Origin of the sequence: Rhodopirellula baltica SH 1 (genome assembly GCF_000196115.1) — a bacterium.
Lineage (GTDB): Bacteria > Planctomycetota > Planctomycetia > Pirellulales > Pirellulaceae > Rhodopirellula > Rhodopirellula baltica.
In genome coordinates this window covers 4,433,809-4,459,422 of the sequence record NC_005027.1, presented here as the reverse complement: position 1 = coordinate 4,459,422, position 25,614 = coordinate 4,433,809, and the positions used below count along the sequence as shown (strand labels likewise).

The 25,614-nt window shown below is 56.1% G+C and carries 20 protein-coding genes; 15 read left to right on the top strand and 5 right to left on the bottom strand.

From position 1 onward, the window contains the following. Positions 1 to 264 precede the first annotated feature (264 nt). Both RB_RS17080 and RB_RS17075 read left to right on the top strand, forming a co-directional pair. On the top strand, positions 265 to 1,485 hold the full coding sequence (locus RB_RS17080) for a porin (protein ID WP_164922914.1): 1,221 nt from the start codon (positions 265 to 267) through the stop codon (positions 1,483 to 1,485). Positions 1,486 to 1,839: 354 nt separating this feature from the next. After that, a complete protein-coding gene (locus RB_RS17075; RefSeq protein ID WP_011121818.1) occupies positions 1,840 to 3,183 on the top strand; it encodes a porin in 1,344 nt (447 codons plus the stop codon). A gap of 105 nt (positions 3,184 to 3,288) precedes the next feature. On the opposite strand, the gene purB is transcribed toward RB_RS17075, so the two are convergent. Beyond that, positions 3,289 to 4,725 carry an adenylosuccinate lyase gene (purB, locus tag RB_RS17070; RefSeq protein WP_164922913.1) on the bottom strand — a complete coding sequence of 479 codons (1,437 nt, stop codon included), beginning with the start codon at positions 4,723 to 4,725 and terminating at the stop codon, positions 3,289 to 3,291. A gap of 150 nt (positions 4,726 to 4,875) precedes the next feature. Between purB and RB_RS17065 the strand changes: the two genes are divergently transcribed. Beyond that, positions 4,876 to 6,975 (top strand): hypothetical protein, encoded by a 2,100-nt coding sequence (locus RB_RS17065; protein ID WP_011121814.1) that lies wholly within the window; start codon positions 4,876 to 4,878, stop codon positions 6,973 to 6,975. 1,112 nt (positions 6,976 to 8,087) lie between these two features. Here RB_RS17065 and queC read toward each other — a convergent pair. Continuing rightward, positions 8,088 to 8,825, bottom strand: a complete 738-nt coding sequence (gene queC, locus RB_RS17060; RefSeq protein ID WP_164922142.1) for a 7-cyano-7-deazaguanine synthase QueC — start codon at positions 8,823 to 8,825, stop codon at positions 8,088 to 8,090. Next, positions 8,822 to 9,787, bottom strand: coding sequence for a 3'-5' exoribonuclease YhaM family protein (locus RB_RS17055; protein ID WP_007334964.1), 966 nt, complete (start codon positions 9,785 to 9,787; stop codon positions 8,822 to 8,824). The genes queC and RB_RS17055 overlap by 4 nt, the downstream gene beginning before the upstream one ends. A gap of 28 nt (positions 9,788 to 9,815) precedes the next feature. Here RB_RS17055 and RB_RS17050 point away from each other — a divergent pair, with 28 nt between their 5' ends. From RB_RS17050 to RB_RS17005, 10 genes are all read left to right on the top strand, one after another. Further along, on the top strand, positions 9,816 to 10,085 hold the full coding sequence (locus RB_RS17050) for a hypothetical protein (protein ID WP_011121809.1): 270 nt from the start codon (positions 9,816 to 9,818) through the stop codon (positions 10,083 to 10,085). Next, entirely contained in the window at positions 10,060 to 12,276 is a 2,217-nt protein-coding gene (locus tag RB_RS17045) for a serine/threonine-protein kinase (RefSeq protein WP_231845724.1), read from the top strand. Before RB_RS17050 ends, RB_RS17045 begins: the two co-directional genes overlap by 26 nt. Positions 12,277 to 12,393: 117 nt before the next feature. Further along, positions 12,394 to 13,284, top strand: coding sequence for a hypothetical protein (locus tag RB_RS17040; RefSeq protein WP_011121807.1), 891 nt, complete (start codon positions 12,394 to 12,396; stop codon positions 13,282 to 13,284). Between the two features lie 211 nt (positions 13,285 to 13,495). After that, positions 13,496 to 15,547, top strand: a complete 2,052-nt coding sequence (flhA, locus tag RB_RS17035) for a flagellar biosynthesis protein FlhA (protein WP_007326477.1) — start codon at positions 13,496 to 13,498, stop codon at positions 15,545 to 15,547. Then, entirely contained in the window at positions 15,547 to 16,938 is a 1,392-nt protein-coding gene (gene flhF, locus RB_RS17030; protein WP_164922141.1) for a flagellar biosynthesis protein FlhF, read from the top strand. The genes flhA and flhF overlap by 1 nt, the downstream gene beginning before the upstream one ends. Positions 16,939 to 17,116: 178 nt before the next feature. After that, complete coding sequence (locus tag RB_RS17025) at positions 17,117 to 17,386, top strand: hypothetical protein (RefSeq protein WP_231845723.1); 270 nt, start codon at positions 17,117 to 17,119, stop codon at positions 17,384 to 17,386. 121 nt (positions 17,387 to 17,507) lie between these two features. Further along, on the top strand, positions 17,508 to 18,326 hold the full coding sequence (locus RB_RS17020) for a FliA/WhiG family RNA polymerase sigma factor (protein WP_007326480.1): 819 nt from the start codon (positions 17,508 to 17,510) through the stop codon (positions 18,324 to 18,326). An 8-nt stretch (positions 18,327 to 18,334) separates the two neighbouring features. Continuing rightward, entirely contained in the window at positions 18,335 to 19,579 is a 1,245-nt protein-coding gene (locus tag RB_RS17015; RefSeq protein ID WP_011121802.1) for a glycosyltransferase family 4 protein, read from the top strand. A gap of 241 nt (positions 19,580 to 19,820) precedes the next feature. Next, positions 19,821 to 20,765, top strand: coding sequence for a serine/threonine-protein kinase (locus tag RB_RS17010; RefSeq protein ID WP_007338658.1), 945 nt, complete (start codon positions 19,821 to 19,823; stop codon positions 20,763 to 20,765). Between the two features lie 3 nt (positions 20,766 to 20,768). Further along, on the top strand, positions 20,769 to 21,728 hold the full coding sequence (locus RB_RS17005) for an acetyl-CoA carboxylase carboxyltransferase subunit alpha (protein WP_007338657.1): 960 nt from the start codon (positions 20,769 to 20,771) through the stop codon (positions 21,726 to 21,728). 295 nt (positions 21,729 to 22,023) lie between these two features. Here RB_RS17005 and RB_RS17000 read toward each other — a convergent pair whose 3' ends face one another. Continuing rightward, positions 22,024 to 22,821, bottom strand: coding sequence for a CvpA family protein (locus RB_RS17000; RefSeq protein WP_011121799.1), 798 nt, complete (start codon positions 22,819 to 22,821; stop codon positions 22,024 to 22,026). Between the two features lie 369 nt (positions 22,822 to 23,190). Between RB_RS17000 and RB_RS16995 the strand changes: the two genes are divergently transcribed. Next, positions 23,191 to 24,039: a metal-dependent hydrolase gene (locus RB_RS16995; protein WP_007334974.1), complete on the top strand. Its 849-nt coding sequence runs from the start codon at positions 23,191 to 23,193 to the stop codon at positions 24,037 to 24,039. A gap of 24 nt (positions 24,040 to 24,063) precedes the next feature. Here RB_RS16995 and dtd read toward each other — a convergent pair whose 3' ends face one another. After that, on the bottom strand, positions 24,064 to 24,501 hold the full coding sequence (dtd, locus tag RB_RS16990; RefSeq protein WP_164922140.1) for a D-aminoacyl-tRNA deacylase: 438 nt from the start codon (positions 24,499 to 24,501) through the stop codon (positions 24,064 to 24,066). 91 nt (positions 24,502 to 24,592) lie between these two features. Between dtd and RB_RS16985 the strand changes: the two genes are divergently transcribed. After that, positions 24,593 to 25,516: a DUF1559 domain-containing protein gene (locus tag RB_RS16985; RefSeq protein WP_007326488.1), complete on the top strand. Its 924-nt coding sequence runs from the start codon at positions 24,593 to 24,595 to the stop codon at positions 25,514 to 25,516. The last annotated feature ends 98 nt before the right edge of the window (positions 25,517 to 25,614 follow it).

Sequence of the window (25,614 nt, the reverse complement as noted above, 5' to 3'; positions counted from 1 at the left end):
TTTCATCGTTGTGAGCGAGAGATCGGCCCTCCCCACATTTTGGGGGCACAGCTTCCCGTTCTAACAGCATCCATTTTGAATCTTGGTGACACGAAACGACCCAATTGGATTGGGATATCAACGGAGAAAGCAATGAAGCTTAGTAAACTAGCTCTGATCGCAGCGGTTGCATGCGGCGTTAACGCCACGAACCTGACCGGCGCTTCAGCAAATGATATTGGATTGGTCTCTTGCACCTCGTCGCTTTGCGATTGTGGTGAGCCCGTGTGTGGTTGTGAGCCTGTTGGCGGCTGCGACACCGGTTGCGAGAACGAAGTGACTTGCGGTTGCGAAACCGTCGGCTGCTTGGGCGACTGTGGCTGCAACGCAGGTTGCGACAGCGGTTGTGATTCGCTCTGCGGCGGTGGCCTCGGAAGCTGCTTGCCCGGTTTGGGCGACTGCTGCTTGGATGACCCTTACACGCTGTTCGGCGATGTTTGTGGCATCGAAGTCGGTGGATGGGCGTCGATCGGCTACCACACGAAGGCGTTGCCTTTGTTCAACAGCCGTCCCGACAACGTTCAGCTGCACCAAGCATGGTTGTACGCTGAAAAAGCCATCGACACTTCGTGTGGCTTCGACATCGGTGGACGTATCGATTACGTCTACGGTACCGACGGACCTGACACGCAAGCGTTCGGGATCAACAACGGTCACTGGGACAACGACTGGGACAACGGTGGCGACTACGGTCACGCCATTCCTCAGCTGTACACAGAAATGGGCTACGGCGACCTGTCGGTCAAAGTGGGTCACTTCTTCACGATCATCGGTTGGGAAGTCGTTGCCGCTCCGGATAACTTCTTCTACAGCCACGCCTACACGATGTACAACAGCGAGCCATTCACCCACACCGGTGCATTGGCAACGTACAACGTCTCGGATGACCTGAGCGTCTTTGGTGGATACACCATGGGCTGGGACAGCGGATTCGAAGACAATGGCGACAACTTCCTGGGCGGGTTCTCGGCCGGTTTGACCGACGACCTGACTCTGACTTACGCAACCACCATCGGTCGCTTCGGCGAAGACAACGCTGGTGGAGTTGAGCAGGGCTACATGCACTCGATCGTTGCTGACTACGCTGTCAGTGACAACTTGCAGTACATCATCCAGTCCGACTTGCTGGACACCGAAGACGAAACTGGTGCCACCGCACGTGACACGTTCGGTATCAACCAGTACTTGGTTTACAGCGTCAACGATTGCTTGTCCTTGGGTGGCCGCTTCGAGTGGTACCAAAACGAAGGCGTCTTCGATGATGGCAACAACACCGGAAGCGACGTCTACGCTCTGACGACTGGTATCAACTACCGTCCTCACGCCAACGTCTTGATTCGTCCCGAAGTTCGCTGGGACTGGGTTGATGGCGACACGACCGGAATCTTGGAAAATGATGACGACGATCAAACCACCTTCGGTTTCGATACGATCTTCACGTTCTAAGCTGCCCCGAACGAAGATTTCGTGAGATCCAAGAGGCCGGTTCACCGCAGAAATGCGATGAGCCGGCTTTTTTTCGTTTGCGCTCAAGATCTCAGGCCGATCGGCCGACGCCTCGTGGATCGCCGGATCAATCCCCTAACCCGCAAAGTTTAACGCTGTGCCGGATTTTCCGGTGATTCGGGCTGGGGTTTCTATGGCGATGGTCTCAATTGCATCGCGCCGCGAGGACGATACTTCCCAGCAAGGACTCGCCTCTACTTGGCGGTCGACACGGTTGACTGGTTTGCTGCCATGGAAGGTGGCAGTCACTGTGGACGCGGCGAATCCATTTGAAATCGATCAGGGACGAGCAAGATGAAATCGAAACGAGCTGCTTTGTGGTTGGCCCTCGGTGGCTTGGTTGGATTGGGAAGCCTCAATGGCGCTTCTGCTGCCGACCGATTCGTGGCCGACGCAAGTTACCAGGGCGGAATGCCAACCAGTCAGGCCGAAGTCGTTCCAGTCGGGCACTTTGATGCCAGCTGTGATGAATCCTGTGACACATTTCCTGAAATGGAATGTGGCTGCGGTGAGTTGGCCTGCGATGGTGGTTGCGGCGACATGGGCTGTGGCGACATGGGTGGCGGCCTGTTTGATGACGGCGGTTGCGGGATGTTTGATTGTGACCTCGGCGATCCGTTCACGCTCTTCGGTGAAGCTTGTGGCTACTCCGTCGGCGGTTGGGTTCAAATGGGCTACCACAACAAAGCATTGCCTTTGTTCAACAATCGTCCCGACGAATACAACCTGCATCAAGCTTGGTTCTACGCTGAGAAGGCCATCGACACCTCGAACGGTTTCGACTTCGGCGGACGCATCGATTACGTCTACGGCATCGACGCTCAGGACACACAGGCGTTCGGCATCGACAATGGCCACTGGGACACCGGTTGGAAGCATGGCGAGTACGGAAGTGCACTGCCACAAGTCTACGGTGAAGTTGGCTACGGCGACCTGTCGGTGAAGTTTGGTCACTTCTTCACGATCATTGGCTACGAAGTTGTTGCCGCTCCTGACAACTTCTTCTACAGCCACGCTTACACGATGTACAACAGCGAGCCCTTCACCCACACCGGTGCATTGGCGACCTACAACGCTAGCGATGACTTGACCGTTTACGGTGGTTACACCTTGGGTTGGGACAGCGGTTTCGAAGACAACGGCGACTCGTTCTTGGGCGGTGTCTCGTTAGCCATGAGTGACGACGTCACTGTGACCTACGCAACTGTCGCTGGACGTTTTGCGGATGAGCCAGCCGGCACCACGTCGCAGGGCTACATGCACTCGATCGTCACCGACATCGCGTTGACCGATCAACTGCAGTATGTCTTGCAGTCGGATTACATGGACGCAGAAAACGGCAATGGTGGCAACTTCAAAGAAACCTACGGCCTGAACAACTACCTGATCTACACGGTCAGCGATTGTTTGGCTTTGGGCAGTCGCTTCGAGTGGTATGACGCCGACGCGGGTGTCTTCAACGGCAACGTTGACGTCTACGCATTAACCTTGGGTGCCAACGTCAAACCGCACGCCAACGTCTTGATCCGTCCCGAAATTCGCTGGGACTGGGCAGACGGAGCCGACGTGACCGGCATCTTGGAAAACGACCAAGACGACCAAACCACATTCGGCATTGACACGATCTTCTTGTTCTAAAACTTATTGTTTCTAGAACAGACGATCCAAGAAAGACATTTGATCTCGCCGGCGATATGACACGCCGGCGAGATCTTTGCGTTTAGGGGCAGTCGCCCGTCGAAATCAGACCGTGACTTCAACGCTCAAGCTGTCGCTGCCAGAGTAACGCTGGCGGATGGGGGTGATGATCGCTTCCATGAACTCGTCGACTTGTTGGGGAGCTCGCCCCACGTAAGCGTGCGGATCAATCGCAGCTTCCAAGTCGATGCCGGCGAAGTTCTCGTCGCCTTTGAGACGTTCCAGCAGGTCGTTGTCGCCAGCGTTCTGTTTGACTTCTAGTGCTGCCGCTTGGCTGTGCACGCGAATTTGCTCGTGCAAATCTTGACGGTCACCGCCCGCAGCGACCGCTTGCATCAAGATGTTCTCGGTCGCCATGAACGGAAGCTCGGCACCCAAGTTTTTTGCGATCGTGGCTGGGTAGACGACCATTCCGTCGGCAACGTTTTGCATCAACACGAGTGCCGCGTCGATTGCCAAGAACGCTTGCGGGATGACCAAGCGGCGGTTGGCGCTGTCGTCGAGAGTGCGTTCCATCCACTGGGTCGCTGCGGTCATCGCGGGGCTGCTTTGCAGGCTCATGACAAATCGACCGAGTGCACAGATTCGCTCGCTCCGCATCGGGTTGCGTTTGTAGGCCATTGCCGAGCTGCCGATTTGCTTCTTCTCAAACGGCTCTTCGACTTCTTTGCGACCGGCCAGCAAGCGGATGTCGGTGGCGATCTTGTGCAGGCTTTGCCCGATCCCGGACAGGGCGTCGAGCAATTGAGCGTCGACTTTGCGAGGGTAGGTTTGTCCGGTGACGGCGTAGACCGACTCAAACGAGAGCTTTTCAGCGATTCGTTTTTCCAACGCACGGACCTTGTCGTGGTCGCCGGAGAACAATTCCAAAAAGCTCGCCTGGGTTCCAGTGGTGCCTTTGGCTGAGCGTGCACGCAGAGTTTCGAGACGATGTTCGATCGCTTCGAGATCAAGAACTAGGTCGTAGATCCACAAACATGCTCGCTTGCCGACCGTTGTGGGCTGGGCTGGTTGAAAGTGGGTAAAGGCGAGACAGGGCAGGTCGCGGTGCTCGGCCGCGAATTTTGCCATTTGGTCGATCGTGGCCGCCAAGCGTTTAGCAGTGAGCTCAAGGGCTTCGCGAATCAGCAGCAGGTCGGCGTTGTCGGTCACGAAACAACTGGTCGCGCCGAGGTGGATGATCCCACGGGCGTCCGGGCACTGATCGCCGTAAGCGTGGACGTGGGCCATCACATCGTGGCGAAGTTCACGTTCGTATTTGGCCGCCGCGTCCAGATTTAATTTGTTTTCGAACGACTTCAGTTGTTCGATTTGGGCATCGGTGATTGCGATTCCGAGCTCTTGTTCGGCCTCCGCTAGCGCAATCCAGACCTTTCGCCAGGATGCGAATCGCCGCTGGGGACCCCAGTGAAACGCCATTTCTCGTGACGCGTAACGCTCAATCAGGGGGTTTTGGTACGGAGTTTCCTGCGTTTCGGTCATTTTGGTCTCTTGCAAGGGCACAAATCAGGCGATGGATGGTGACATCGGCATTTCGGCCCGAAATGGAAGGGTTTACGATATCGGCCGGCTGAGCCAGTCGCGCAGAGACGCGGGCTCGGATGGATTCCGATGATTTCAGACGGATCTTGAATGAATTTTCAACGGGTGCAAGTGGCGGACAAACGAGTGATCAATCCCACGCGAACATATTTTTCCAACTTCGACGGTCGAACACAGGCTTGCCGCCTCGCGGTGCTCCATGTGATGACAGCCGTTCTGGCCGTGTGTTTGATTGGATCACATTCGATCGCCCAAGATGCGGCACCCGCAAAGGAAGCCGGGCTCGAAAAGAACGCTGGGCCTGCGAAGCAAGCCGGGGCAGAGCAGGGCGGTGCCAAACCCGTTTTGATGACGGCGTTGAAGTTGTTGCCCGACACGGCCGCTGGTGTAGTACGTATTCCCAACCTGACCGTGCTGTGTGATTCGTGGAAGAAGACAACTCTGTCTGGCATCACGGATGATCCCTCGATGAAGCCATTGATCGATGCCAATTTCGGCAGCCAAGGTGCCGTGTGGGAAAAACTGGGTGACAAAGTCGGATTGCGTCCGAAGGAACTGTACGAGATCGCGACCGGAGAAGTGATCGCGGTTTGGTTGCCGTTTGAAAACGACAACCGCCGACCGTCTTCCGTTTGCGTTGTCGCCGACATTCGCGGAAAGCACGCGGAAGCGGAAGCTGTCTTGAAGCGAGTTGATCAAGATCTGAAAGCCGACGGCGCGACCCGGACCGATGTCACTCATGCTGGTGAAACCGTACGCGTGTACCGACCAAAGACGCGACCTGGGCAACTGAAGATCGAACAGGTTGTTGTCTGTCTGACCAAGGATCGCGTGATCGCATCGGATCGTGATTCGGTGGTGCTGGAAATTCTGGACGCGATTGCAAACGATGGCCGGGAAGATTCCTTGGACAAGGCACCATTGTTGCGAACCGTTTGGAAGCAGGCTCTTTCACGTAGCGAAATTGAAGTCGAAGGTTCGCAGGTCGAATGGTTTGTCAAACCTTTGACGATGGGCCGGATCATTCGCGACGTCGCCAAAGTGGATCGAGGCAACAAGGTTCGCATTTTGAATCTGTTGGAGAATCAAGGGTTCGATGCCTTGCAAGCAGCTGGCGGTATCGCGGTCGTGGGTCAGGGCAAATTCGACTTGCTGCATCGTGGCTACGTGCATGCTCCTCCGGTGACCGACAAACCCAGCCGCTATCGTTTGGCGGCTCGAATGCTCCAATTTCCAAACACGCCGCTGGAAGGAATTCCGGCATGGGTTCCTGCCAATACAGCCAGTATCACGCGAGTGAACTGGAAAATCGAAGAAGCGTTTTGGGCGGTCGAGACTTTGGTCGATGAAGCGTTCGACAATGAAATCTTTCGGCCCAGCATTGAAGGCATCCGCGATGATGAGGAAGGGCCGCAAATCGACATTGAAAAGAACGTTTTGCCGAATCTTTCTGAGCATCTGTTGTTGCTGACCGATAACACATTGCCCGCAACAGTGGATTCGGAACGTGTCTTGGTTGCGATCGAAGTTCTCAATGCTGATGCGATCGGAACGGCGGTTCGCAAAGCGATGGAGGTCGAACCCGACGTCTTCAAAGTTGACACCGTTCCCGGCGTTGAAATTTGGCAGGTCAAACACGGCAGTGGTGATGACGAGCTGGATGACGAGTTCTTCGATGACCTAGGTTTCGAAGAAGAAATCGATGAAGAGCAAACTCCGCTCTTGAACACCTGGGCCATCGCCATGGTTCCTGCTGGCAAGGGTTCCAAAAAGTCACACCTGGTGTTTAGCAGCCATGTGGAATGGTTGGTCGATGTGGCGAAGCGAATGCAAACCGGCGAGGGCGACAAGCTGGCCGACTTGGACGAAGTCAAAGACCTCTTGAAACTGACCAGCGAAATGGGAGCCGATGAAGTGGCTTTTCAACGCGTGGTGCGTCTGCGTCAGTCGCTGCGTGCGAAGTACGAACTGCAACGTCAAGGCGAATTGAAGAACAGTGACTCGGTCTTGGCGTCGTTGGTCCGGCGGATGTTCGAAGGCGACGAGCCCAAAGCGGACGAACCCATCGAGCGTTTGAACGTCAGTAAATGGCCAGCGTTCAGCGAGGTTGAAAAGTACTTCCGCAACGCGTTCGGATTTGTTGAAACCACCGAGACCGGTTGGAATCTCAACGGGTTCCTGTTGAAGTAGGGAAAACCTGCGGGGGGCTAACGCGGAAACACGCGAGATGCGATGGGGCGATTGCAAATTGCAAAGTAAACATTGCAAATTGGCAATTGCAGGTCGGTGAAATCATGTGACTTGCCGGGCCGGAAATACTTTGCAATTTGCGTTGATCAATTTGCACTTTGCAATCCACTCACCGAGACCTCAGTAGAAGAGATGTCGGTGAATCGCGATCGCGTTGAAATGGACCGCAGCAGAGTAGAACAGTTGTCCTCAACTGTCCCGTCGGGCCACTCTCAACAGCCAAGGCACATCGCAACCAAGTCCAGGTCCAACCGCTGACGTCGTGCGGCTGGACGATACCGGAGCAATCACGACGGCCCCGTCCGGGGCGGTCTGGCGTGATGCCATGAGAGGAATGGCGAGACGGGGCGATTGCAAATTGCAAAGTGGACATTGCAAATTGGCAGTTGCAGGTCTGCGTTGTCACGTCAGTTGCCGAGCCGGAAATACTTTGCAATTTGCATTGATCAATTTGCACTTTGCAATCCACTCACCGAGTCCTCCCCGGGGCAATGTCGGTGAATTGCGGCCGCGTTGAGATGGGCACCTCCAGAGTAGAACAGTTGTCCTCAACTGTTCCGTTGGGCCACCCTCAATGCCCAAGCCACATCGCAACCAAGTCCAGTTCCAACCGTTCGCGTCGTGCTTTTCAACAACGCGGGAACGCTCACGACGGCCCCATCCGGGGCGACTGATGGTTCTTCTCGTTCGGTCTCGGGGTTTCCACCCCGAGCTAAGGACGACGGCTCCGTCCGGGGCGGTCTGGCGTGACTGCCATGAGAGGAATGGCGAGACGGGGCGATTGCAAATTGCAAAGTGGACATTGCAAATTGGCAGTTGCAGGTCTGCGTTGTCACGTCAGTTGCCGAGCCGGAAATACTTTGCAATTTGCATTGATCAATTTGCACTTTGCAATCCACTCACCGAGTCCTCCCCGGGGCAATGTCGTTGAATCGCGACCGCGTTGAGATGGGCACCTCTAGAGTAGAACAGTTGTCCTCAACTGTTCCGTCGGGCAGCCCTCAATGCCCAAGCCACATCGCAACCAAGTCCACGTCATCCAGATCGTTGTCTCAGCCGATTGCCGGATCGGCGATCTCGTTTTCTGCGAAGCCTTTCGCTCTCAGCAAACAGGCGTCGCATTGACCGCACGGACGCATTTCGTCGCTGCTGCCTTGTGGGTCATAGCAGGACAGCGTTTGTGAGTAGTCCACTCCCAGTTCGATTCCACGCTGGATGATTTCGGCCTTGGTCCAGTGAAGCAGCGGCGTGTGAATGGTAAGCGAATGTTCGTCTTCCACACCTGCTTTGGTGGCCAAGCGTGCCATCGTTTGAAATGCGTCGATGAATTCCGGACGGCAATCCGGGTACCCGCTGTAGTCGAGTGCATTGACGCCGATGAAGATGTCTCGCGATCCCAACGTCTCGGCAACCGCCAAAGCGTACGACAGAAAGATTGTGTTGCGGGCCGGGACGTACGTCACCGGGATGTCGCCCGCGATTTTGTCGACATGATCCGATTTTGGGACGGCGATGGACGAGTCCACCAGAGCGGATCCACCAAGCTGTGCCAGGTCAATGTCGATCACGCGGTGCGATACGACGCCCATCAGGCTGGCTTGTTTTGCTGCACGATCAAGTTCGCCGTCATGGCGTTGGCCGTAGCGGAAGCTGATTGCATGAACTTCGAATCCTTGGTCGCGGGCGATGGCCACACACGTGGCGCTGTCCAGTCCACCGGACAGCAACACGACGGCTTTGCCAGCATCTTGTTGGGCGGATTCCGTTTTTGATTGCGAGGTGGAATTCACGAGTCGCCTTTCCAAAGTTTGCGTCCGATCGATGGGGTGTAGTTCGTCCAGTTTCCATCAGCAGCGATGTCGGAATCAATGATCGAAGAGTACGAAGCGAGCTTTGCATCGAGGTTGTCGATGTGATGCAACGCAACCGCTTCGAGCGTGACTGGAATCTTGGGACTGCCGTATTCCAAGACACCGTGGTGACTGACGATCAAGTGTTCCAATTGGTGCCGCAGTCCGGTCGAAAACTTTTGGCCGGTAGAGGCTTCGGTTTCTGCGATCTTTTCGCCCAAACGCTGAACGCCGATGACGATGTGTCCAACGAGTTGACCTCGGTCGGTGTAGCTGATCTCGCCGCTGGCTCGCAGTTCATCAATCTTCCCCAAGTCGTGAAGGAAGGCTCCCATCAACAACAGGTCCGTGTCGACTTTGGCGTATCGCGGTGAGATCAGTCGGACCAATTCCATCATGTTGACGGTGTGTTCGAGCAGTCCGCCCGGATAGGCATGGTGATTGGAGACCGCGGCGGCGGCCTGGCGAAACGATTGAACAAACGAATCGTCGTTCAGGTATGACTGAGCCAACGCATGCAGTGCGGGTTGTGAGATCGTGGCCAGCAACTCTCTCAGACGCGTGAAGTTGTTGTCCGCTTGGTTGGCATCGAAGCGGTCGAAATCGCTTTGGTCGACTTCCGCCGGGTCCATGCGCTGGATCTCGGTGAGGATCACCTGCAGGGAACCGTTGTGCACCTGGGTTCGACCGGTGCAATGGATGTAGTCGCCGCGGTCGAAGGTGTCGAAGGTGGTTTCGTCCGCATTCCACATCATCCCGACGATCGTGCCCGACCGGTCGGATAACTTCAGCAGGATGTACTTGCCACCCTGACGATTGACTCGCAGTTGTTTGTCAGCAGCTTGGAACGGCTGGGCCAACGTCATTCCGTCGGCGAGATCATGGATAGCGGTTCGTGACACGGGCTCGTCGCGGGTAGAAGGCGAATAGATGTTCAGAGCGGGACAGGGCAGGGCGGTGGTCTCGGCCCAATCCAGCGGCCAATCGTATCAAGACCCGGCATGGATTCCATGGGGACAGATTTCCGTGGCGGAAGAGTTGTTGGGCGATGTGCCAGTGTTTACCCTGCAGGGTTGGATTCTGCCGAACGAGTTGGGCGGGGCGGCTGGCCAGCCGGTCAACCGCATCGACGACCGGTGGAATGCATTGGTTTCCCATCGCAACCCGGCACCTCATGACCGATTCACCGCCCGCACCTGATTCACCCCCTGAGTTTCTGGATCCCCCAGAAGCAGCTGGCGAATTGGGCCGACTAGGGCCGTATCGCGTGATCGAATTGCTGGGCCAAGGCGGCATGGGGCATGTCTACCGAGCGCAAGACACTCGGTTGCAGCGCACCGTGGCTCTGAAAGTGATGAACGAGCGATTCGCGAAATCGCCGAATAGTCGCAAGCGGATCGTCGAGGAAGCTCGCTCGATGGCCGCGGTCCATCATGACAACGTTGCGACGCTGTTCGAAGTTGGGCAACGCAATGGCACACCATTCTTGGCGATGGAGCTGTTGCAGGGAGGAACGCTGGAGCAGTTGCTGCAATCCGGTCGCCAATTCAGCTCGGAAGAAGTGATCGCGATCGCGGATCAAGTCGCCTTGGGATTGGAAGCCGCCCACGATCGAGGAATCATTCACCGAGACATCAAGCCGGCGAACTTGTGGATTCAATCGCCTTCCGAACGGGTCAAGATTTTGGACTTCGGCTTGGCGGTCGCAGGATCTGCGGTGCAAGGCTTGGCTCGCGGTGACAGCGTCGTCGGCACACCGGGCTACTTGTCACCCGAACAGGCTCGCAATGAGACCGTTGACGAACGCACCGATCTCTATTCACTCGGGGTGGTGATGTATGAGATGTGTGCGGGGAAAGTTCCATTGCTTGCTTCCAACACGCCCACTCAACTGGTCAACATTCTCTGCCGTGAACCGTTGACGCTTTCCCAGCGAAAGCAGAACGGTGAATCCGTCGAGGTGCCCGAGCCGCTCGAACGACTGATTATGCGTTTGTTGTCCAAAGAGCCCGGGCAGCGATACGAAACGGCGGGGCACTTTCGCAAAGCATTGTTGGCGGTGTCGGAGCAGATTCAACAATCCAAGCAAGCGGGATTGGCAATCGATATCGATGCCAATTCGAGCAACGGCTCGTCGGTGCCAGCGGGGGCAGAACCGGCTGCGACGACAAAGACAACAAGTGGTGGAACAGGCAAAGCGTTCTTTGCGGCCGTTGGTTTGGCCGTTGCTGCACTGATTGCCGGTGGAGTGTGGTGGATGCTTCGCGATGGAACTTCGAAGAGTACGTCGATGGAATCGGTGAAGTCGGCTTCGACGCCCGACACCTCACCCGCGGTGTTGGCTGCTGAACTGGGCGCATTGCAGTTAACAGGGAAGGTCATTGCTGATCCGGAAATTCCCGTTGGCGAAATGGCCAGGTTTCGGTTGCAGTTGACCAATCAGGCGGACTCACGTGAAAGCGATCCGCGGATTCGCTATTCGCAAGCGGGGCAGGTGGCTCGCATCACCACCTATTTGCAGCAAGAGGGGCAGCTCAAACGCAAGGCTCCCGCTTTTCCCCGATCGTTTTCGCCAAGACAGTTGCCGGGGCCAGGCGAGACGCAATCGATTGAGATTCAGTTCCTGACCAACAACTTGGCTCAGGAGCGTTTTGATGTGATCTTCGAATTGCAATCACCGGCGGGGGCACATGTGGACTCGTTGACATCTCAATTTGAAGTCACTGAAAATTTGCAGACCGGCGATCTGTTGGGTTTTGAAACCATCCGAACGCGTGCTGGGAAAGGTGCCGATACCTATGTTCGCGAAGGAAGCAAGGAAGACTTTGGAAAGCAGCCCGCCGTTATGGCTCATCGTGATGGGGCGAACGATCAGAATGTTTTGGCGATCGCTTTTCTAAGGTTTGATCTGACGCAGTTGCCACCGCCGTCGGGTGCCGGAGCTGATTCGGCAAGCGCCGTTCTGAAGCGAATCGATCGTTCCGCATTGTTGCTGAGTATGGCTCCGAACTCGCACCCAGGTGTGGGACGGATTTTGGTCCACGGTTGGCCATCGGATTTGACGACTCCCGGTGGCATCGGATCACTAGATTGGAGCGAAACTGGAGAAGCGTCGCTCACGTTCGAGACCAGTCCGGTGGCCAATGGCGTGGGTGATCTGGTGCCGCTTGGGGAATTGAAGTTCGATAATTCTGGGGAAGGCCTGAAGGATCAGCCCGACGGACTCCGCTTTGTTTCCAGAGCGTTGGATGATTTTCTGCGATCATCCCCCGGTGTCGTCACCCTGGTGTTGTCGCAGGAAGGTTGGTTGGGAGATCCCACTCGATTCAACTCGCGAGACCGTTCGCCCGAATTGGCCCCCGGTTTGGCGGTTCGTTGGAAAACGGACTGAGAGGAGGCTGGTTTCTTGAAAGTGGGAACGTCATTGCGAACCGAATTTGGCAACAAGATGCGGGGTTTCGGGGAGCTACACGTCTACCTGGCGACCGGACTGAGTTAGAATACGAGGATGAATCCTCCGGCCGTTACTCATCCCAACACTTCGACTGGCACTGACGCTTCGGCTCGGCAAGAGCAAACGAAGTCAGCGAATGCGGGCGATCTGTCGGCTTCATCGCTGACCGGCTCTTCGGAGGTTCGGCTCAGTCGATCTCGGCAGACATGGACCGGTGCGGGCAGCGCCGCCGGGTTTGTGCTGCGTTACTTGCCGCCGATGCGTCGGTTGCTGACGGATGTATTGGGCAGCGAATCGGATGCGGATCGGGCGTTGGCGATACTGATTTCACATTTGGTCAAAGCTGGGTATTCCGGGCACGCGAAGGGTCGATTGCGAGATTTTTTAATTCTGGGGCTTCGCTCCGCCGCGAAGGCTCGGGTAACCGAGATTGAGAGCAAGGCGAAGAAAGCAGGCGAATCGTGCCGACCGCGTGACTTGGATTTGGATTCCGCCAAAACGGAATCACGCCGGTGGCTCAGTTACTGGCGAGAAGGATTGCTGCAGAGGACTTGGCGGGCTCTCGAACGTGAACAGCATCGCGAAAGAACGCGATCTCACCAAATTGAATCGGGCGAAGTCGATGCGGGCGATGCCGATGCCGATGCCGATGTGGTGGCCGACGAGCCGATCAATGATTTGGTTCACGATGTGATGCGAATGGTCGCGGACCATTCGGGGGAATCCTCCGAGGTGATTGCTGGTCGAGTCGCTGAGTTGGCCGAACGCAGCGTGTCCGCCGCCGAGGTGAAGCGTCAGTTGCCGATCGCCCGGTCACTGTTCGCTCAGCTGTTGGCCGACGAAATCTCGTTGACGTTGGAAAACGCTGATGCAAAAGCGATCCAAGCCGAAATCAGCAAACTAGGGCTGCAAAAAGCGTTTTCTGGATTGCAAGTGAAGGCTTGAAGCCGCTCTGGCTTGGCACCACGGCGTGAAACTGGTCCGGTCAAAAAGGACGTGTGCTCTTTCGGTTGTTCATCTTCCTAACTTGAGTCGGATTCTTCACTTTCGACGAAAAAAGAGTTTTGATACCGTCGGGCTTGGGTAGCACCGGGAAGGTGCCGCCATCAGAAGAGTACGCTCAAGCCCGAAGGAACGACCGGCGATGCAGTTATTGATGCGCTACCGAGATTTGGTGTTGCCGATTGGCATCATCGCTTGTTTGGTGGTCATCCTCGTACCGCTTCCGCCATTTTTGATGGACTTGTTGTTGGCAACCAACATCACCGTGGGTGTGATTGTTTTGCTGACGACGGTTTACGTCTCGACGCCGCTTGAATTCAGCATTTTTCCATCGTTGTTGCTGGCCACAACACTTGCTCGGTTGGTGTTAAACGTCGCTACGACGCGGTTGATTTTGACCAGTACCGAATCCGGCAGCGGCGGTGCCGCCGGCGGTGTGATTCAAGGTTTCGGTGAGTTTGTTGCCGGGGACAGGATCGAAATCGGGATCATCATCTTTGTGATCATCGTTTTGATTCAATTCATTGTGATCACCAAGGGTGCGACTCGGATCAGTGAAGTTGCCGCCCGATTCGCGTTGGACGGGATGCCAGGTCGCCAGATGGCGATCGATGCCGACATGAACGCGGGTTTGATCGACGAAAAAGAAGCACAACGCCGTCGCGAAGAGATCGCCAACCAGGCCGACTTTTATGGGGCGATGGATGGTGCCAGCAAATTTGTTCGTGGGGATGCCATCGCTGGCATCGTGATCACGTTGGTCAACGTGGCCGGTGGTCTGTACATCGGGGTGATGCGATACGGCATGACCGTGTCGGAGGCAGCCGAACTGTTCACCAAACTGACCATCGGTGACGGTTTGGTCAGTCAGGTTCCCGCGCTTTTGATCTCGCTGGCCGCGGGTTTGTTGGTCACCCGGAGTGCTCGCAAAGCCAGTTTGCCTGAGCAGTTCTTGCAGCAGTTGTTCAGCAATCCAAAGGCACTCGCTGTTGCCGGTGGATTTCTGTCGTTGTTGATTTTGACCAGCTTGCCAGCCCTGCCGATGGCGACGTTGGGAGCCAGTTGCATCGGTTTGGCCGTTGTCATGAACCGACAAAACAAACAAGACGAACAAGATGAGTTGGACGCTGAAGAAGCCGAGCAGGCGGCCGCGTCCGCGCCGGCTGAAAAGCGAGTCGAGGACTACTTGAACGTGGACCCGATGGAATTGGCCATCGGTCTGGGATTGTTGTCGCTGGCGGACCCGAACCGTGGCGGTGATTTGATGCAGAGGATCACGGGTGTCCGGCATTCAATCGCGGGCGACATCGGTGTCGTGCTGCCCAAGGTGCGGATTCGCGACGACATGAATCTGCACGACTACGAATATGAAATTCGAATCGCTGGAAACCCACTGACCAAACAACGCGTCCTGCCGGATCGCTTGCTAGCAATCGACAGCGGGCACACGACCGGTGTCATCGACGGCGAACCGACAAAAGATCCAACGTTCGGCGAACCAGCGGTTTGGATTGATCCGATCCGCCGTGAACAAGCTGCGATTTATGGTTACACAACGGTCGAACCTGGTGCGGTCTTGGCGACTCACTTGCAAGAGTTGGCTCGTCGTCACGCGGACGAATTGCTGACCCGCGATGCAACGAAGCATTTGATCGACGAATTGAAAGACGCGGCTCCCGCAGTCGTGGAAGAATTGATTCCTGGCATGCTGAAGATCAGCGATGTCCAACAAGTCCTTCAGACATTGCTTCGTGAAGATGTGCCGATTCGACAATTGGCAATCATTCTGGAGACGCTGGGTGATCACGCGGGGCGGACGAAGGATCCGATTTGGCTCAGCGAATACGTTCGTCACCGTTTGGCGCGAACGATCAGCACACGCTATCGCGACGAATTGGGCCAACTGCACGTCGTGGCGCTCGATCCAGCAATGGAAGACCGAATTGCGGCAGGAATCGAACATACCGAGCGAGGACTTTTTGTTCGGATGAGTCCTCAAGCGGTGGACTCGACTTGCGACAAAATCTCCCAAGCCGTTAAGAAACTAATCACGTTGGGACATACCCCGATCATTTTGGTCAGTCCGCGGATTCGTCCGGGACTTCGCCAGATCATCGCAGGATCGATGCCCCGCGTTCGTGTGTTGTCGTACAACGAAATCACACAAGACACAAAAATCCAGTCACACGGCGTGGTGAGTGATTGATGCATATCCGAACTTTTCGAGCAGCGAATCTGCAAGCAGCCCTTGCAGACATCCGAGATCAAATGGGCCCGGAAGCTTCCGTGCTTCATACGCGGCAGGTCCGCAATGGCTGGATGGGCTGGCTTGGCCGGACTCATGTGGAAGTCACTGCGGGGTTGCACAGCGGTCCTGAGGATGGAACTTCGCACGATGCATCCGGCAGTCGCGTTTCAGCGAACTACGCGGACGAACCGTTGCAGCCCGCTGATGTCCGTTCGGTCAACTCCGTCGCGGCATCCTCTGGTTATGGCACGTCGCCGACCGGGACACCCAATATCAACGCCGGCACAATCAATCCCGGCGCAGCACCGGTTTCTTCGGGACAGAATCCCATGGATGCGGCGTATCAAAATTATGATGCGTCACACCAACATTCCTCAAGCACCGGGATCCAAGGTTTTGGAAACGCGGGCAATGGAGCAGGGCAGGGCGGTTTCTACGGTGCCGGTTACGCATCGGGTGAACTGAGTCCTGCAGATTCGCTTTCGTTGCGATTGCTTCAGGCTGGAGTGGAAGAATCCACCGCTCGCAGATGGATGGCTTCGGCGTCCAGTTTTGCTGCGGGAATCGCGAATTCTGAATCAGCGGTTCAGTCTGACCAGCGTTGGATGGAACACCTGCAACGAGCAGTGGCTCGGGAGTTAAACCTGTGTGGACCCATCCGAACTCAGCCAGGTGATCGTCACGTGGTCGCGTTGGTTGGACCAACAGGCGTTGGCAAAACAACGACGGTCGCCAAGCTCGCGGCAGGTTTTCGTATCGAAGCCCGACGGCGTGTTGGTTTGCTAACGATTGACACCTACCGAATCGCGGCGGTCCAGCAACTGAAGGCCTACGCCGAGATCATGGACTTGCCAATGCAAGTCGTTGAGAAACCCGAACAGATGGAAACGGCGCTCAGTGCGCTCGGCGATGTTGATCTGGTCCTGATCGACACCGCGGGCCGGAGTCCACGAAGCGATGCCCGCATTGAACAGCTTTCAGAGTTTCTGCGAGCGGCGCATCCTGACGAAACACACTTGGTTCTCAGTGCGACCAGTTCGGGTGAGAACATTCGAACGACGCTAGAAGGTTTCGCACCGGTGCGAGCCAATGCGGTCACACTGACCAAGCTTGATGAGACACCTTGTATGGCATCTGTGCTGGCTGCGTTGACGGGGCGTGATCGCGTCGTCGCGCCGCCGCTGAGCTATTTGACCAATGGTCAGCAAGTCCCCGATGACATCGCCGTGGCTGACGCTTCGGGTCTGGTGGCACAATTGTTGCCGCACATGCCTACGGCTGGATTGGGGGAGATGGGATTTGAAACAATGGACGGGTACGAATCTTTGCACTACGGCGAGGCGGCCTAATTTCGAAAAGTTTGACTGAAGTATCAACGGGAAGCTGACCGATACTCTGAACTGCGACGGCACGTGATCGACGAAAGTCACTTGAGACTTTTTTTGAAGTGTCCGTTTAACGAGTTTGGGATAGAAGAATTCGACCCGTTTTTATTTTCTGGCCTGCCTCCACTGTTTGGACGGTGACGTGACCCGATCATTGGCTCTATCGCTTGGATCCTTCGCCATGGGACTGGTTGTCCTTCGCGGAATCTGGCATGGAGAGATGGCCGGAGACGTTGCTTCCGAAGCGATCGGAACTCTGATCGTCTTCATGGGCATCGGAGGTTTGGCAGGGGCAATTGCGGATCAGTTGATCCGAGACGGAGTGGAAGATTTGTATCGCAAACGAGTGAAGTGGTTTCAGGAAGGTGTCGCCGAAACGGCATCGGAAGAAACCGAAAACCAAACCAAGTGACGGCGGACTGTTGACGGCACGGATGCTGATTGACTCGCACGTTCAAACACACCAAGACTTATTTCATTGCTAGTGACGGACACGCAGCGGATTTCCGATGCGGACATGAAGTTAGCAATCAGTGATCATCACGGAGGATTCTATGCCGGCTACCGCAACTGCTGACGACCCGATCTTGAAGGTATGGACTTCTTTCAAATCCACCACGAAAGATGCGCCTGATTACGAGCCGCTGCGGAATCAGTTGGTCGAACGCTACATGCAATTGGTTCGCTACAACGGCGAACGCATTTGGCAACGTCTGCCCGATGGCGTGGAACTAGATGACTTGATCAGTGCTGGCATGTTCGGCCTGATGGACGCCATCGACGCCTACGACACCGAACGCGGCGTGAAGTTCGAAACGTTCTGCGTGCCTCGAATTCGTGGGGCAATGCTCGATGAACTTCGCAAAATGGACTGGGTGCCTCGCTTGGTTCGCAGCAAAGCCAGCAAACTGGCCACCGCGACGAAGACCTTGGAAGCCCGCTTTGGTCGAGCACCAACCGTCCAAGAATTGTCGGCTCATATGGAGATCGACGTCAAAGAAGTGGAAAAGATGCAGAGCGAAGCCAACGCCGTCGGCGTCGTCTCGCTGAATAAAAAGTGGTACGAAACGGACAGCTACAAAGATGTTCGTGAGATTGACATCCTGGAAGACAAGAAGGGGGAAGACCCCACTCGTCGCGTCCAGAAAAACGATCTGATGCGTTTGGTCACCAAAGGGTTGAACCGCAACGAGCGTCTGATCATCATCCTGTACTACTACGAAGAACTGACGATGAAGGAGATTGGGGCCACGTTGGACCTGTCTGAATCTCGCGTCAGCCAAATGCACACCGCTATCGTCAATCGTTTGCAACAGCAACTCGGCGTTCGTCGCTTAGAGTTCGGGGCTTAAGACCTTTCATGCGTATCGCCCATGTGATCACCCGAATGATCATTGGTGGTGCGCAAGAAAACACGCTGCACAACTGCCAGGACCTCGTTCACCTTCATGGGGACGAGGTCTTGCTCGTTACCGGGCCTGCTGTTGGACCGGAAGGAGACTTGCTCTCCGAACGTGTTCGCAAAGACTCCAGTGACATTGGAGATTCGGCGAACGATTCAAAGGGCAGGGCAGGGCGGTTCGAACTGGACAGCCTGCCAATCGAGTTGATTGACTCGCTGCGTCGGGCAATCCATCCGCTTCACGACTGGAATGCCACGCGTGATCTGCGGCGGACTCTATTGGACTTTGATCCCGACGTCGTCCACACGCACAGCGCAAAGGGCGGTCTGCTAGGCCGACACGTGGGTTGGGGATTGAAACGAGCCTCCACCGGCAAGCGTCCCGTTGTCGTTCATACGGTCCACGGGGCACCGTTCCATGAGTACCAATCCAAACTGGCTCATGACTTCTTTGTTCGTTGTGAACGGTGGGCCGCTTCGCGTTGCCACAAGCTGATCTCCGTCGCGGACGCGATGACGGATTTGATGGTGGAAGCGGGCGTCGCACCACGCGAAAAATTTGTGACGATTCACAGCGGGATGAATGTCGACCCATTCGTTCATGCGGTGGATCACCGCGAGGCTGTTCGGCAAAGGTACGGCTTGCGAGACGAGCATGTTGTGGTGGGCAAAATCGCTCGATTGTTTCATTTGAAAGGTCATGCTGATTTGGTTCCTGCCGCCAAGTTGGTCGCGGATCGGCATCCCAACGTTCGGTTTCTGCTGGTCGGAGACGGAATATTGCGAGGGGAATTGGAACAACAAATCGAATCGCTGGGACTGAAAGAACACTTCATCTTCACCGGCTTGGTCCCTCCGTCAGAGGTCCCCGCCATGATTGGAGCGATGGACATTTTGGTTCACGCGTCCTACCGGGAAGGCCTGGCTCGAGCGTTGCCTCAGGCGTTGATCGCCGGTCGTCCGGCGATCAGCTATGACATCGACGGAGCTCGAGAAGTCGTGATCGATGACCAAACTGGGTATTTGGTTGGGGCAGGGCAGGTCGCTGACTTGGCGGACCGAATGATTCGTTTGGTTGGCGACGGGGAGCTTCGCCTGCGAATGGGGGAAGAGGGGCGAACTCGATTCACCGACCTGTTCCGCCACGAAACGATGACCCAACGGATCCGCGAGCTGTATGCGGATCTGATTTCTGCTCGCTGAACGGGGGTTCGCTACCGGGCGGTCCCGTGTTTGGAACTGCGTTGGTGAGCCGAGGAGGGCAGGGTGGTATCGAGCGGAAACGCCGATTCCCATGGCGGTATCCCGCCTCCCGCCGAGCGATTTACGGTGTCGGGCACACGTCTTTCGGCTGTGGGGGCGGTTGGACTATCATGCGATGCCACAAAATCGTTTTGATCGTTCAACTCGATCGTCCCGTTTCCGACAAAGCCCCAGCCGCTCGATGTCTAAATCACGCGACTTTCTAGGTCCTTACCGACTCGCTCGTCTGATCCGTATTGGGTCGACCGCCGAAGTTTGGGAAGCGATTGATGAAGGGGATCAAAAGCGATACGCGCTGAAGATTTTGCGGCAGTCGATGTCAAACGACAAAGCTGAGTTGGCGTCACTGAAACATGAGTACAACGTCGGCAAAGCGCTGAACAGTCCGCGGATCATCAAGATGATCGATCACCGCGTCGAAAACGGTCGCCCGTTTTTGGTGTTGGAATTGTTCAGTGAAATGAACATGAAACAGGCACTTCGCAAGGGCCCCGAATCGCTGGCCTACATGCTCGACAAAATCATCGAGCAAGCCGCCGAAGGCCTCTACTACATGCACACGAAGAATTGGATTCACCGCGATATCAAACCAGACAATTATCTGGTTTCTCATACCGGCGAGACCAAGCTGATTGACTTCACAATCACCGAACCGAAGCGAACCGGTTTGAGCAAGATGTTCTACAAGGCAAAGAACATCCAGGGCACGCGCAGCTACATGGCTCCCGAACAAATTCGCGGGAAGCTTTGCGACGAACGCAGTGACATTTATTCGTTTGGATGTGTGCTGTTCGAAGCCTGCACGGGCAAGCCGCCTTACACCGGTCAGACTCCCAACGATCTCCTTTCCAAACACTTGTCGGCATCGATCCCGAGTCCAATTGTCTACAACGACAACGTGACCAAAGATTTTGCGGACTTGGTCAAAAGCATGATGGCGAAGTCGCCCGATGCTCGGCCGCCATCGGTTTGGGAATTCTTGAAAGTCTTCCGCAACATCGAAGTTTGGCGGAAACGTCCTCGTCGACCTGAAGTGACCATCTTCGATGATGACACTTCCATGAAGTCGCCCGAGGACATGATCAAACGCCCCGAACCTACCAGCGACGAAGAAGAGGAAATTTAAGCGATGGCCGGACCCGGATTAGAATTCGAAAACGAGATCGCGGATCTGGAGGAGCAAATCGCTTCGCTGGAACGGAACACTGATCGCAGTGAAGAAATTGACTCAGCGATTCGATCGTTGCGTTTGGCTCGTGTTGCCAAATTGAAAGAGACGTACTCATCGTTGGACCCTTGGCAAACGGTCCAAGTGGCTCGTCATAAGAACCGTCCTTACACGCGCGATTACCTCAACTTAGCGTTTGACGAATTTGTCGAATTGCACGGTGACAAACACTTTGGCGACGACCGCGCGATGCTGTCGGGTTTCGCGAAGCTGGATCGATTCAAGGTGATGGTGATCGGTCACCAAAAAGGTAGGACCTACAAGGAACGTGCGGCTTGTCACTTTGGTTGCGCTCATCCGGAAGGTTATCGCAAGGCCATGGTGAAAATGAAAATGGCCGAGAAATATCGCTTGCCGGTCATTTGTTTCATTGACACGCCGGGAGCGTATCCGGGGATCGGTGCCGAAGAACGTGGCCAAGCTCAAGTGATCGCAGAAAGCATGTTCATGATGAGTGATCTGAAGACGCCCGTGATCTGCGTCGTCATCGGCGAAGGCGGATCCGGTGGCGCTCTCGGGATCGGCGTCGGCGATCGAGTCGCGGTTTTGCAGCACGCTTACTACAGCGTTATCAGCCCGGAAGGCTGTGCCGGAATTCTGTGGAAGAGCCACGAACACGCGCCCAAAGCGGCGGCCGCACTTCGGTTCACAAGCGACCATTTGTTGCGTCTCGGCGTCGTCGATGATGTGCTCGAAGAACCGCTCGGTGGCGCTCATCGGGACCATCATCAAATGGCGACTCGGATGAAGACTTATCTGTCGCGTCAGTTGTCTGAACTGGAAGAGATGCCGGTCGATCTGATGCTCGAGCAACGCTACGAAAAGTTCCGCAAACTCGGCGTCTTCTTGGAAGAGAGCTGAGGCCGACGCTGAAGAGTCGTCGCGTCTCTCAGCGGAGCGGCGCGAGCCGCCCGGTGTCGCCATACCGAGGGCTGGCAGATGGGATCGACGCGTCGAATCAGGGCGGATTTCGACCGCCCCGCAACGTCCGATAATGCCCCTTATGTTGTATTCGAGGTGCGTAAAACCCGTGTTTCAGGCGTTTTCCGCGTCTGGGCTTTGGCTTGGTGACGTTGCAGATCGCTGTGCCCCGGCGATCTCGAATACGCCCCGCCCCGATCGTTCGCCGTCATCGCGATTCCAAGATGGCGGGCGATCATCGTCGTGGCGTTTGCCACAGCGGCGTCGCGGATTGACGCCAAGTCGGAGCCGGTTGTTGCGAGCCCGCGGCAGAGTTGAAATCAGCGTTGGGCGTCGGTGTTGAGCTTCCTCCAAATCCACCAAATGGCGACTGCGATCGCGGGTCATTTTGGGCTTGTTGAAAGCCGTTTTGCGGCGCGAAGTTGTTCGCCGTTGGAGCGTTCGAATGGGACCAGTTTGGATCGATGTTTGGTGCGATCGGAGTTTGTGAGAGCCAGGATCCTTCTGAGGCCGATGGCTCGCCCAGTTCTTCGTCGCTGAACTGGTCCAGGTACGGTCGGACGACGCTGTCCAGTTCCGGCGGCATGATCGAGTTGGACTCGGCGAGCACGCGAGCGATCAGGCGGCCGCTTTCGCTGGCGACGATCGCTCGTTGAGTTCGTTCGCCAAACAACGTGACCGCGAAGAGCGTGATGATCGTGCACAGGAGTGCTCCTTTGGCGAGTCCAAACAGAGCTCCGATTTGGCGATCGAATTCTTTCAATCGCATTCGGTCGATCATCCCGCTGACCATTCGCAGTGCGACCCAGATTACGAACGACGTGCCAACGAACAGGATGAACATCGCCAGGAATTGATTCCATGGCGGAGCTGCATGAATGTTCTGGCTGAATGGTTCGCGATAGTGGTACGCGACGCAATAGCTGACGACGATGGAAGCGATTGATGCGAGTTGCCATGCAAATCCACGAATCGCGCCCAACAAGGTTGCGCCGACCAGGATGACCGTCATCAGAATGTCGTAAGTCTGCATGAGCGCAATTTCACCGCTGCAACGGATTCGGACCGTTTTGACGCTTGTAGCAAAATGGAAGGGGCAGGGCGAACAGCAATTTTTTTCGGGCCGGCGATGGGGACTCGTCGGGGGCAGGGGCCCAATTGGCGGAGCAAAAATTTCCGGTGGCGGGCGCGGGCCCGAATTTGGTAACGCCAATGGTTCTCGGTGCGCGACCGCCCTGCTCCGCCCTCGTGGTTGGGTGGCCTTGCGGTTGGTGTCTCGGGAAATCTTGTCGGACCACCCTTCCCCGCCCGTCGTCTCCTTTCCGTTCGCGTTTCATTGGCTGGCTTCAAAACCCATATTTCGACGAGCACCGTTGTCGGATGCGCCTATGGATATTGGGGCGTGTTCGATCAAGGCATGTCGATGGAGAGTGCGCTGTTGGCCGGTGGGCTGTGCAGCGTCTCGGGGATGTTGCCGGATTTGGACAGCGATTCCGGCGTGCCGCTTCGCGAAACGAGTCTGTTTTTGGCGGCGGTCGTACCGATGCTGATGATCGATCGATGGCGAGACTTGGGGTTGTCACACGAAGCGATGGCGCTCGCCGCAATGATCGTCTACATCGCGATTCGATTTGTTGCCGTGGAGGGTTTCCGTAAGTTCACGGTTCACCGAGGCATGTGGCACAGCATTCCAGCGGCGCTGGTCGCGGGATTGATCGCATACATGGCGATGCCTTGCGCCAGCGAAGCGGTTCGCGTCTACAAGTCGTGCGCGGTGCTGGTTGGTTTCCTGACCCATTTGATCTTGGACGAGATTTGGTCGTTGGATTTCAGTCGTGGCTCGATGCGAGTGAAAAAATCGTTCGGCACGGCGTTGAAATTCTTCGGCAGCAGTCCGCTGGCCAACATTTTTGTTTGGGGCCAGCTCGGGTTGTTCATCTATTTGGCATGGGGCGATCACGAAATTTTGGACCGGCTTCGCCAGCGAGTGCGAATGGATCGCGATCGCTACGCCGTTCCGAGCCAGGATGAGATCAATCCGGACTACACCAATCCGTCGTTGTTCGCGCCCTGGGAAAGTCGCGAGCCGCCGCAGTGGCAACCGCGAGTGACATCGCCGCAGGAGTCGCCTTCCAACTTTGGCTGGCCCTCACCGGCTCAGCCTGGTGCGACGCAGCCCGGTGTGGTTCAGCCGGGAATGGGCCAGCGAGTTGCCCGACCGAATTGGCCCCCTGCCCTGCCCCAGCGATAACTGCCGCTCACCTTTGAACGTGCGTCACAGTTCCAAGATGATGGTGACGGGGCCATCGTTTGTCAGTGAAACAGCCATGTCGGCCGCGAAGATCCCACAAGGCACCGACAATCCCGTTTTGCGAAGTTCACTGACGTAGTGCTCGTAAAGCTCGTTCGCACGATCTGGCGGTGCCGCATCGGTGAACGCTGGCCGGCGTCCTTTGCGGCAATCTGCCAGCAAGGTGAACTGACTGATCGCGAGCACGTCGCCACCGGCATCGATTACATTGCGTTCCATTTTGCCGTTGTCGTCCGAAAAAATCCGAAGTCCAGCGGTCTTATCGGCCAATGCGGATGCGGTTGCTTCCGTGTCCTCGTGACCGATGCCAATCAACGCCACCAATCCACGCTCGATCTGACCGACGATTTTGCCATCCACAGAAACGCTGGCGTGTTGGCTGCGTTGCAAAACAATTTTCATTGGGTGGTTCGCGATCCAAGTCGTGGCGAGATGGGCTAAATTGGTGGCTGGACGCACACGCGGTGCATCACTGATTAGATGAAAGGATCGTATGACGTTTCTGTTCACTTGCCCACACTGCCAATCGCAAACCGAGGTGGAAGATGAATACAGTGGTCGCACGGGCGACTGCGTCGTATGCGGTCGCGAAATCACGATGCCTGAGTTTGCTGGTTCGCGGCGGATGGGAAATCGTCCTGGCAAACGCAACAAGTCGGCGATTTGGTTTGTCGCGGCCGGATTGGCGTTGCTGCTGATCGGAGCCGGTTTGATTGCAGCGGTTCAAGTTGGCAGCCGGACGGCCAAGAAAATTCGCACGGGCCGCCAGCGATTGAGCAGCATCAAGAATCTGGAAAAGATCGCCTCGGCACTCAATGCGTACGCTGCCGATCATGGCGTCTACCCTGCCCCGTACACGGTGGATGCCGCGGGACGAAAACTGCACTCGTGGCGGGTGACGATTCTGCCGTATCTGGACGAGGACGGTTTGTACAACCAGATCGACAAGGATGTTCCCTGGAATGAGGGCGAAAACCAAATGCTTCTTTACAGCCAAACACCGGCGGTCTATCGGCATCCGGAAAGCAGTAGTTGGGGAACAGGCACCGTCTATCACTTGGTGACCGGCGCCGGGACATTGTTTCCCAGTACGGGACCATTGGGACCTCGGCAGGTGACCGATGGGGCGACGAAGACGATCTTGCTAGCCGAGGGTCAGATGAACACGATGACTGAATCGTGGATGGAGCCCTACGATTTGGATATCGGGTCGGTCGGTGGACTCATCAATCCGCCTTCGGGAAATGGTTTGGGGGGAGCAACCGATGGGGGTGTCTGCGTCGCGACGGTGGAAGGCAGCGGATACTTCTTGCCCGATACAACGCCACCGTTGACGGTCCAGGCATTGATCACTCCGACGGGAGGTGAGCCGCTATCGGACGATGTGCTGGACGAATGGGCGTCGACGCAACCTTGAGTCGAGCATTGGAGAGATAACTCGCGTCCATAAAAAAACGGCGAGGTTTTGAACCTCGCCGCGATGCTGAGTTGGCAAAGACTTGAGTCGTTGCCCTG

What these genes read in the sequence shown, in the direction of transcription:
- RB_RS17000 (WP_011121799.1), bottom strand. Translation starts at nt 22,821, where the DNA reads ATGCAGACTTACGACATTCTGATGACGGTCATCCTGGTCGGCGCAACC.
- RB_RS17065 (WP_011121814.1), top strand. Translation starts at nt 4,876, where the DNA reads ATGAATTTTCAACGGGTGCAAGTGGCGGACAAACGAGTGATCAATCCC.
- RB_RS17045 (WP_231845724.1), top strand. Translation starts at nt 10,060, where the DNA reads ATGACCGATTCACCGCCCGCACCTGATTCACCCCCTGAGTTTCTGGAT.
- RB_RS17040 (WP_011121807.1), top strand. Translation starts at nt 12,394, where the DNA reads ATGAATCCTCCGGCCGTTACTCATCCCAACACTTCGACTGGCACTGAC.
- flhA (WP_007326477.1), top strand. Translation starts at nt 13,496, where the DNA reads ATGCGCTACCGAGATTTGGTGTTGCCGATTGGCATCATCGCTTGTTTG.
- purB (WP_164922913.1), bottom strand. Translation starts at nt 4,725, where the DNA reads ATGACCGAAACGCAGGAAACTCCGTACCAAAACCCCCTGATTGAGCGT.
- RB_RS17005 (WP_007338657.1), top strand. Translation starts at nt 20,769, where the DNA reads ATGGCCGGACCCGGATTAGAATTCGAAAACGAGATCGCGGATCTGGAG.
- RB_RS17050 (WP_011121809.1), top strand. Translation starts at nt 9,816, where the DNA reads ATGTTCAGAGCGGGACAGGGCAGGGCGGTGGTCTCGGCCCAATCCAGC.
- RB_RS16985 (WP_007326488.1), top strand. Translation starts at nt 24,593, where the DNA reads ATGACGTTTCTGTTCACTTGCCCACACTGCCAATCGCAAACCGAGGTG.
- RB_RS17010 (WP_007338658.1), top strand. Translation starts at nt 19,821, where the DNA reads ATGTCTAAATCACGCGACTTTCTAGGTCCTTACCGACTCGCTCGTCTG.
- RB_RS17015 (WP_011121802.1), top strand. Translation starts at nt 18,335, where the DNA reads ATGCGTATCGCCCATGTGATCACCCGAATGATCATTGGTGGTGCGCAA.
- flhF (WP_164922141.1), top strand. Translation starts at nt 15,547, where the DNA reads ATGCATATCCGAACTTTTCGAGCAGCGAATCTGCAAGCAGCCCTTGCA.
- dtd (WP_164922140.1), bottom strand. Translation starts at nt 24,501, where the DNA reads ATGAAAATTGTTTTGCAACGCAGCCAACACGCCAGCGTTTCTGTGGAT.
- RB_RS17075 (WP_011121818.1), top strand. Translation starts at nt 1,840, where the DNA reads ATGAAATCGAAACGAGCTGCTTTGTGGTTGGCCCTCGGTGGCTTGGTT.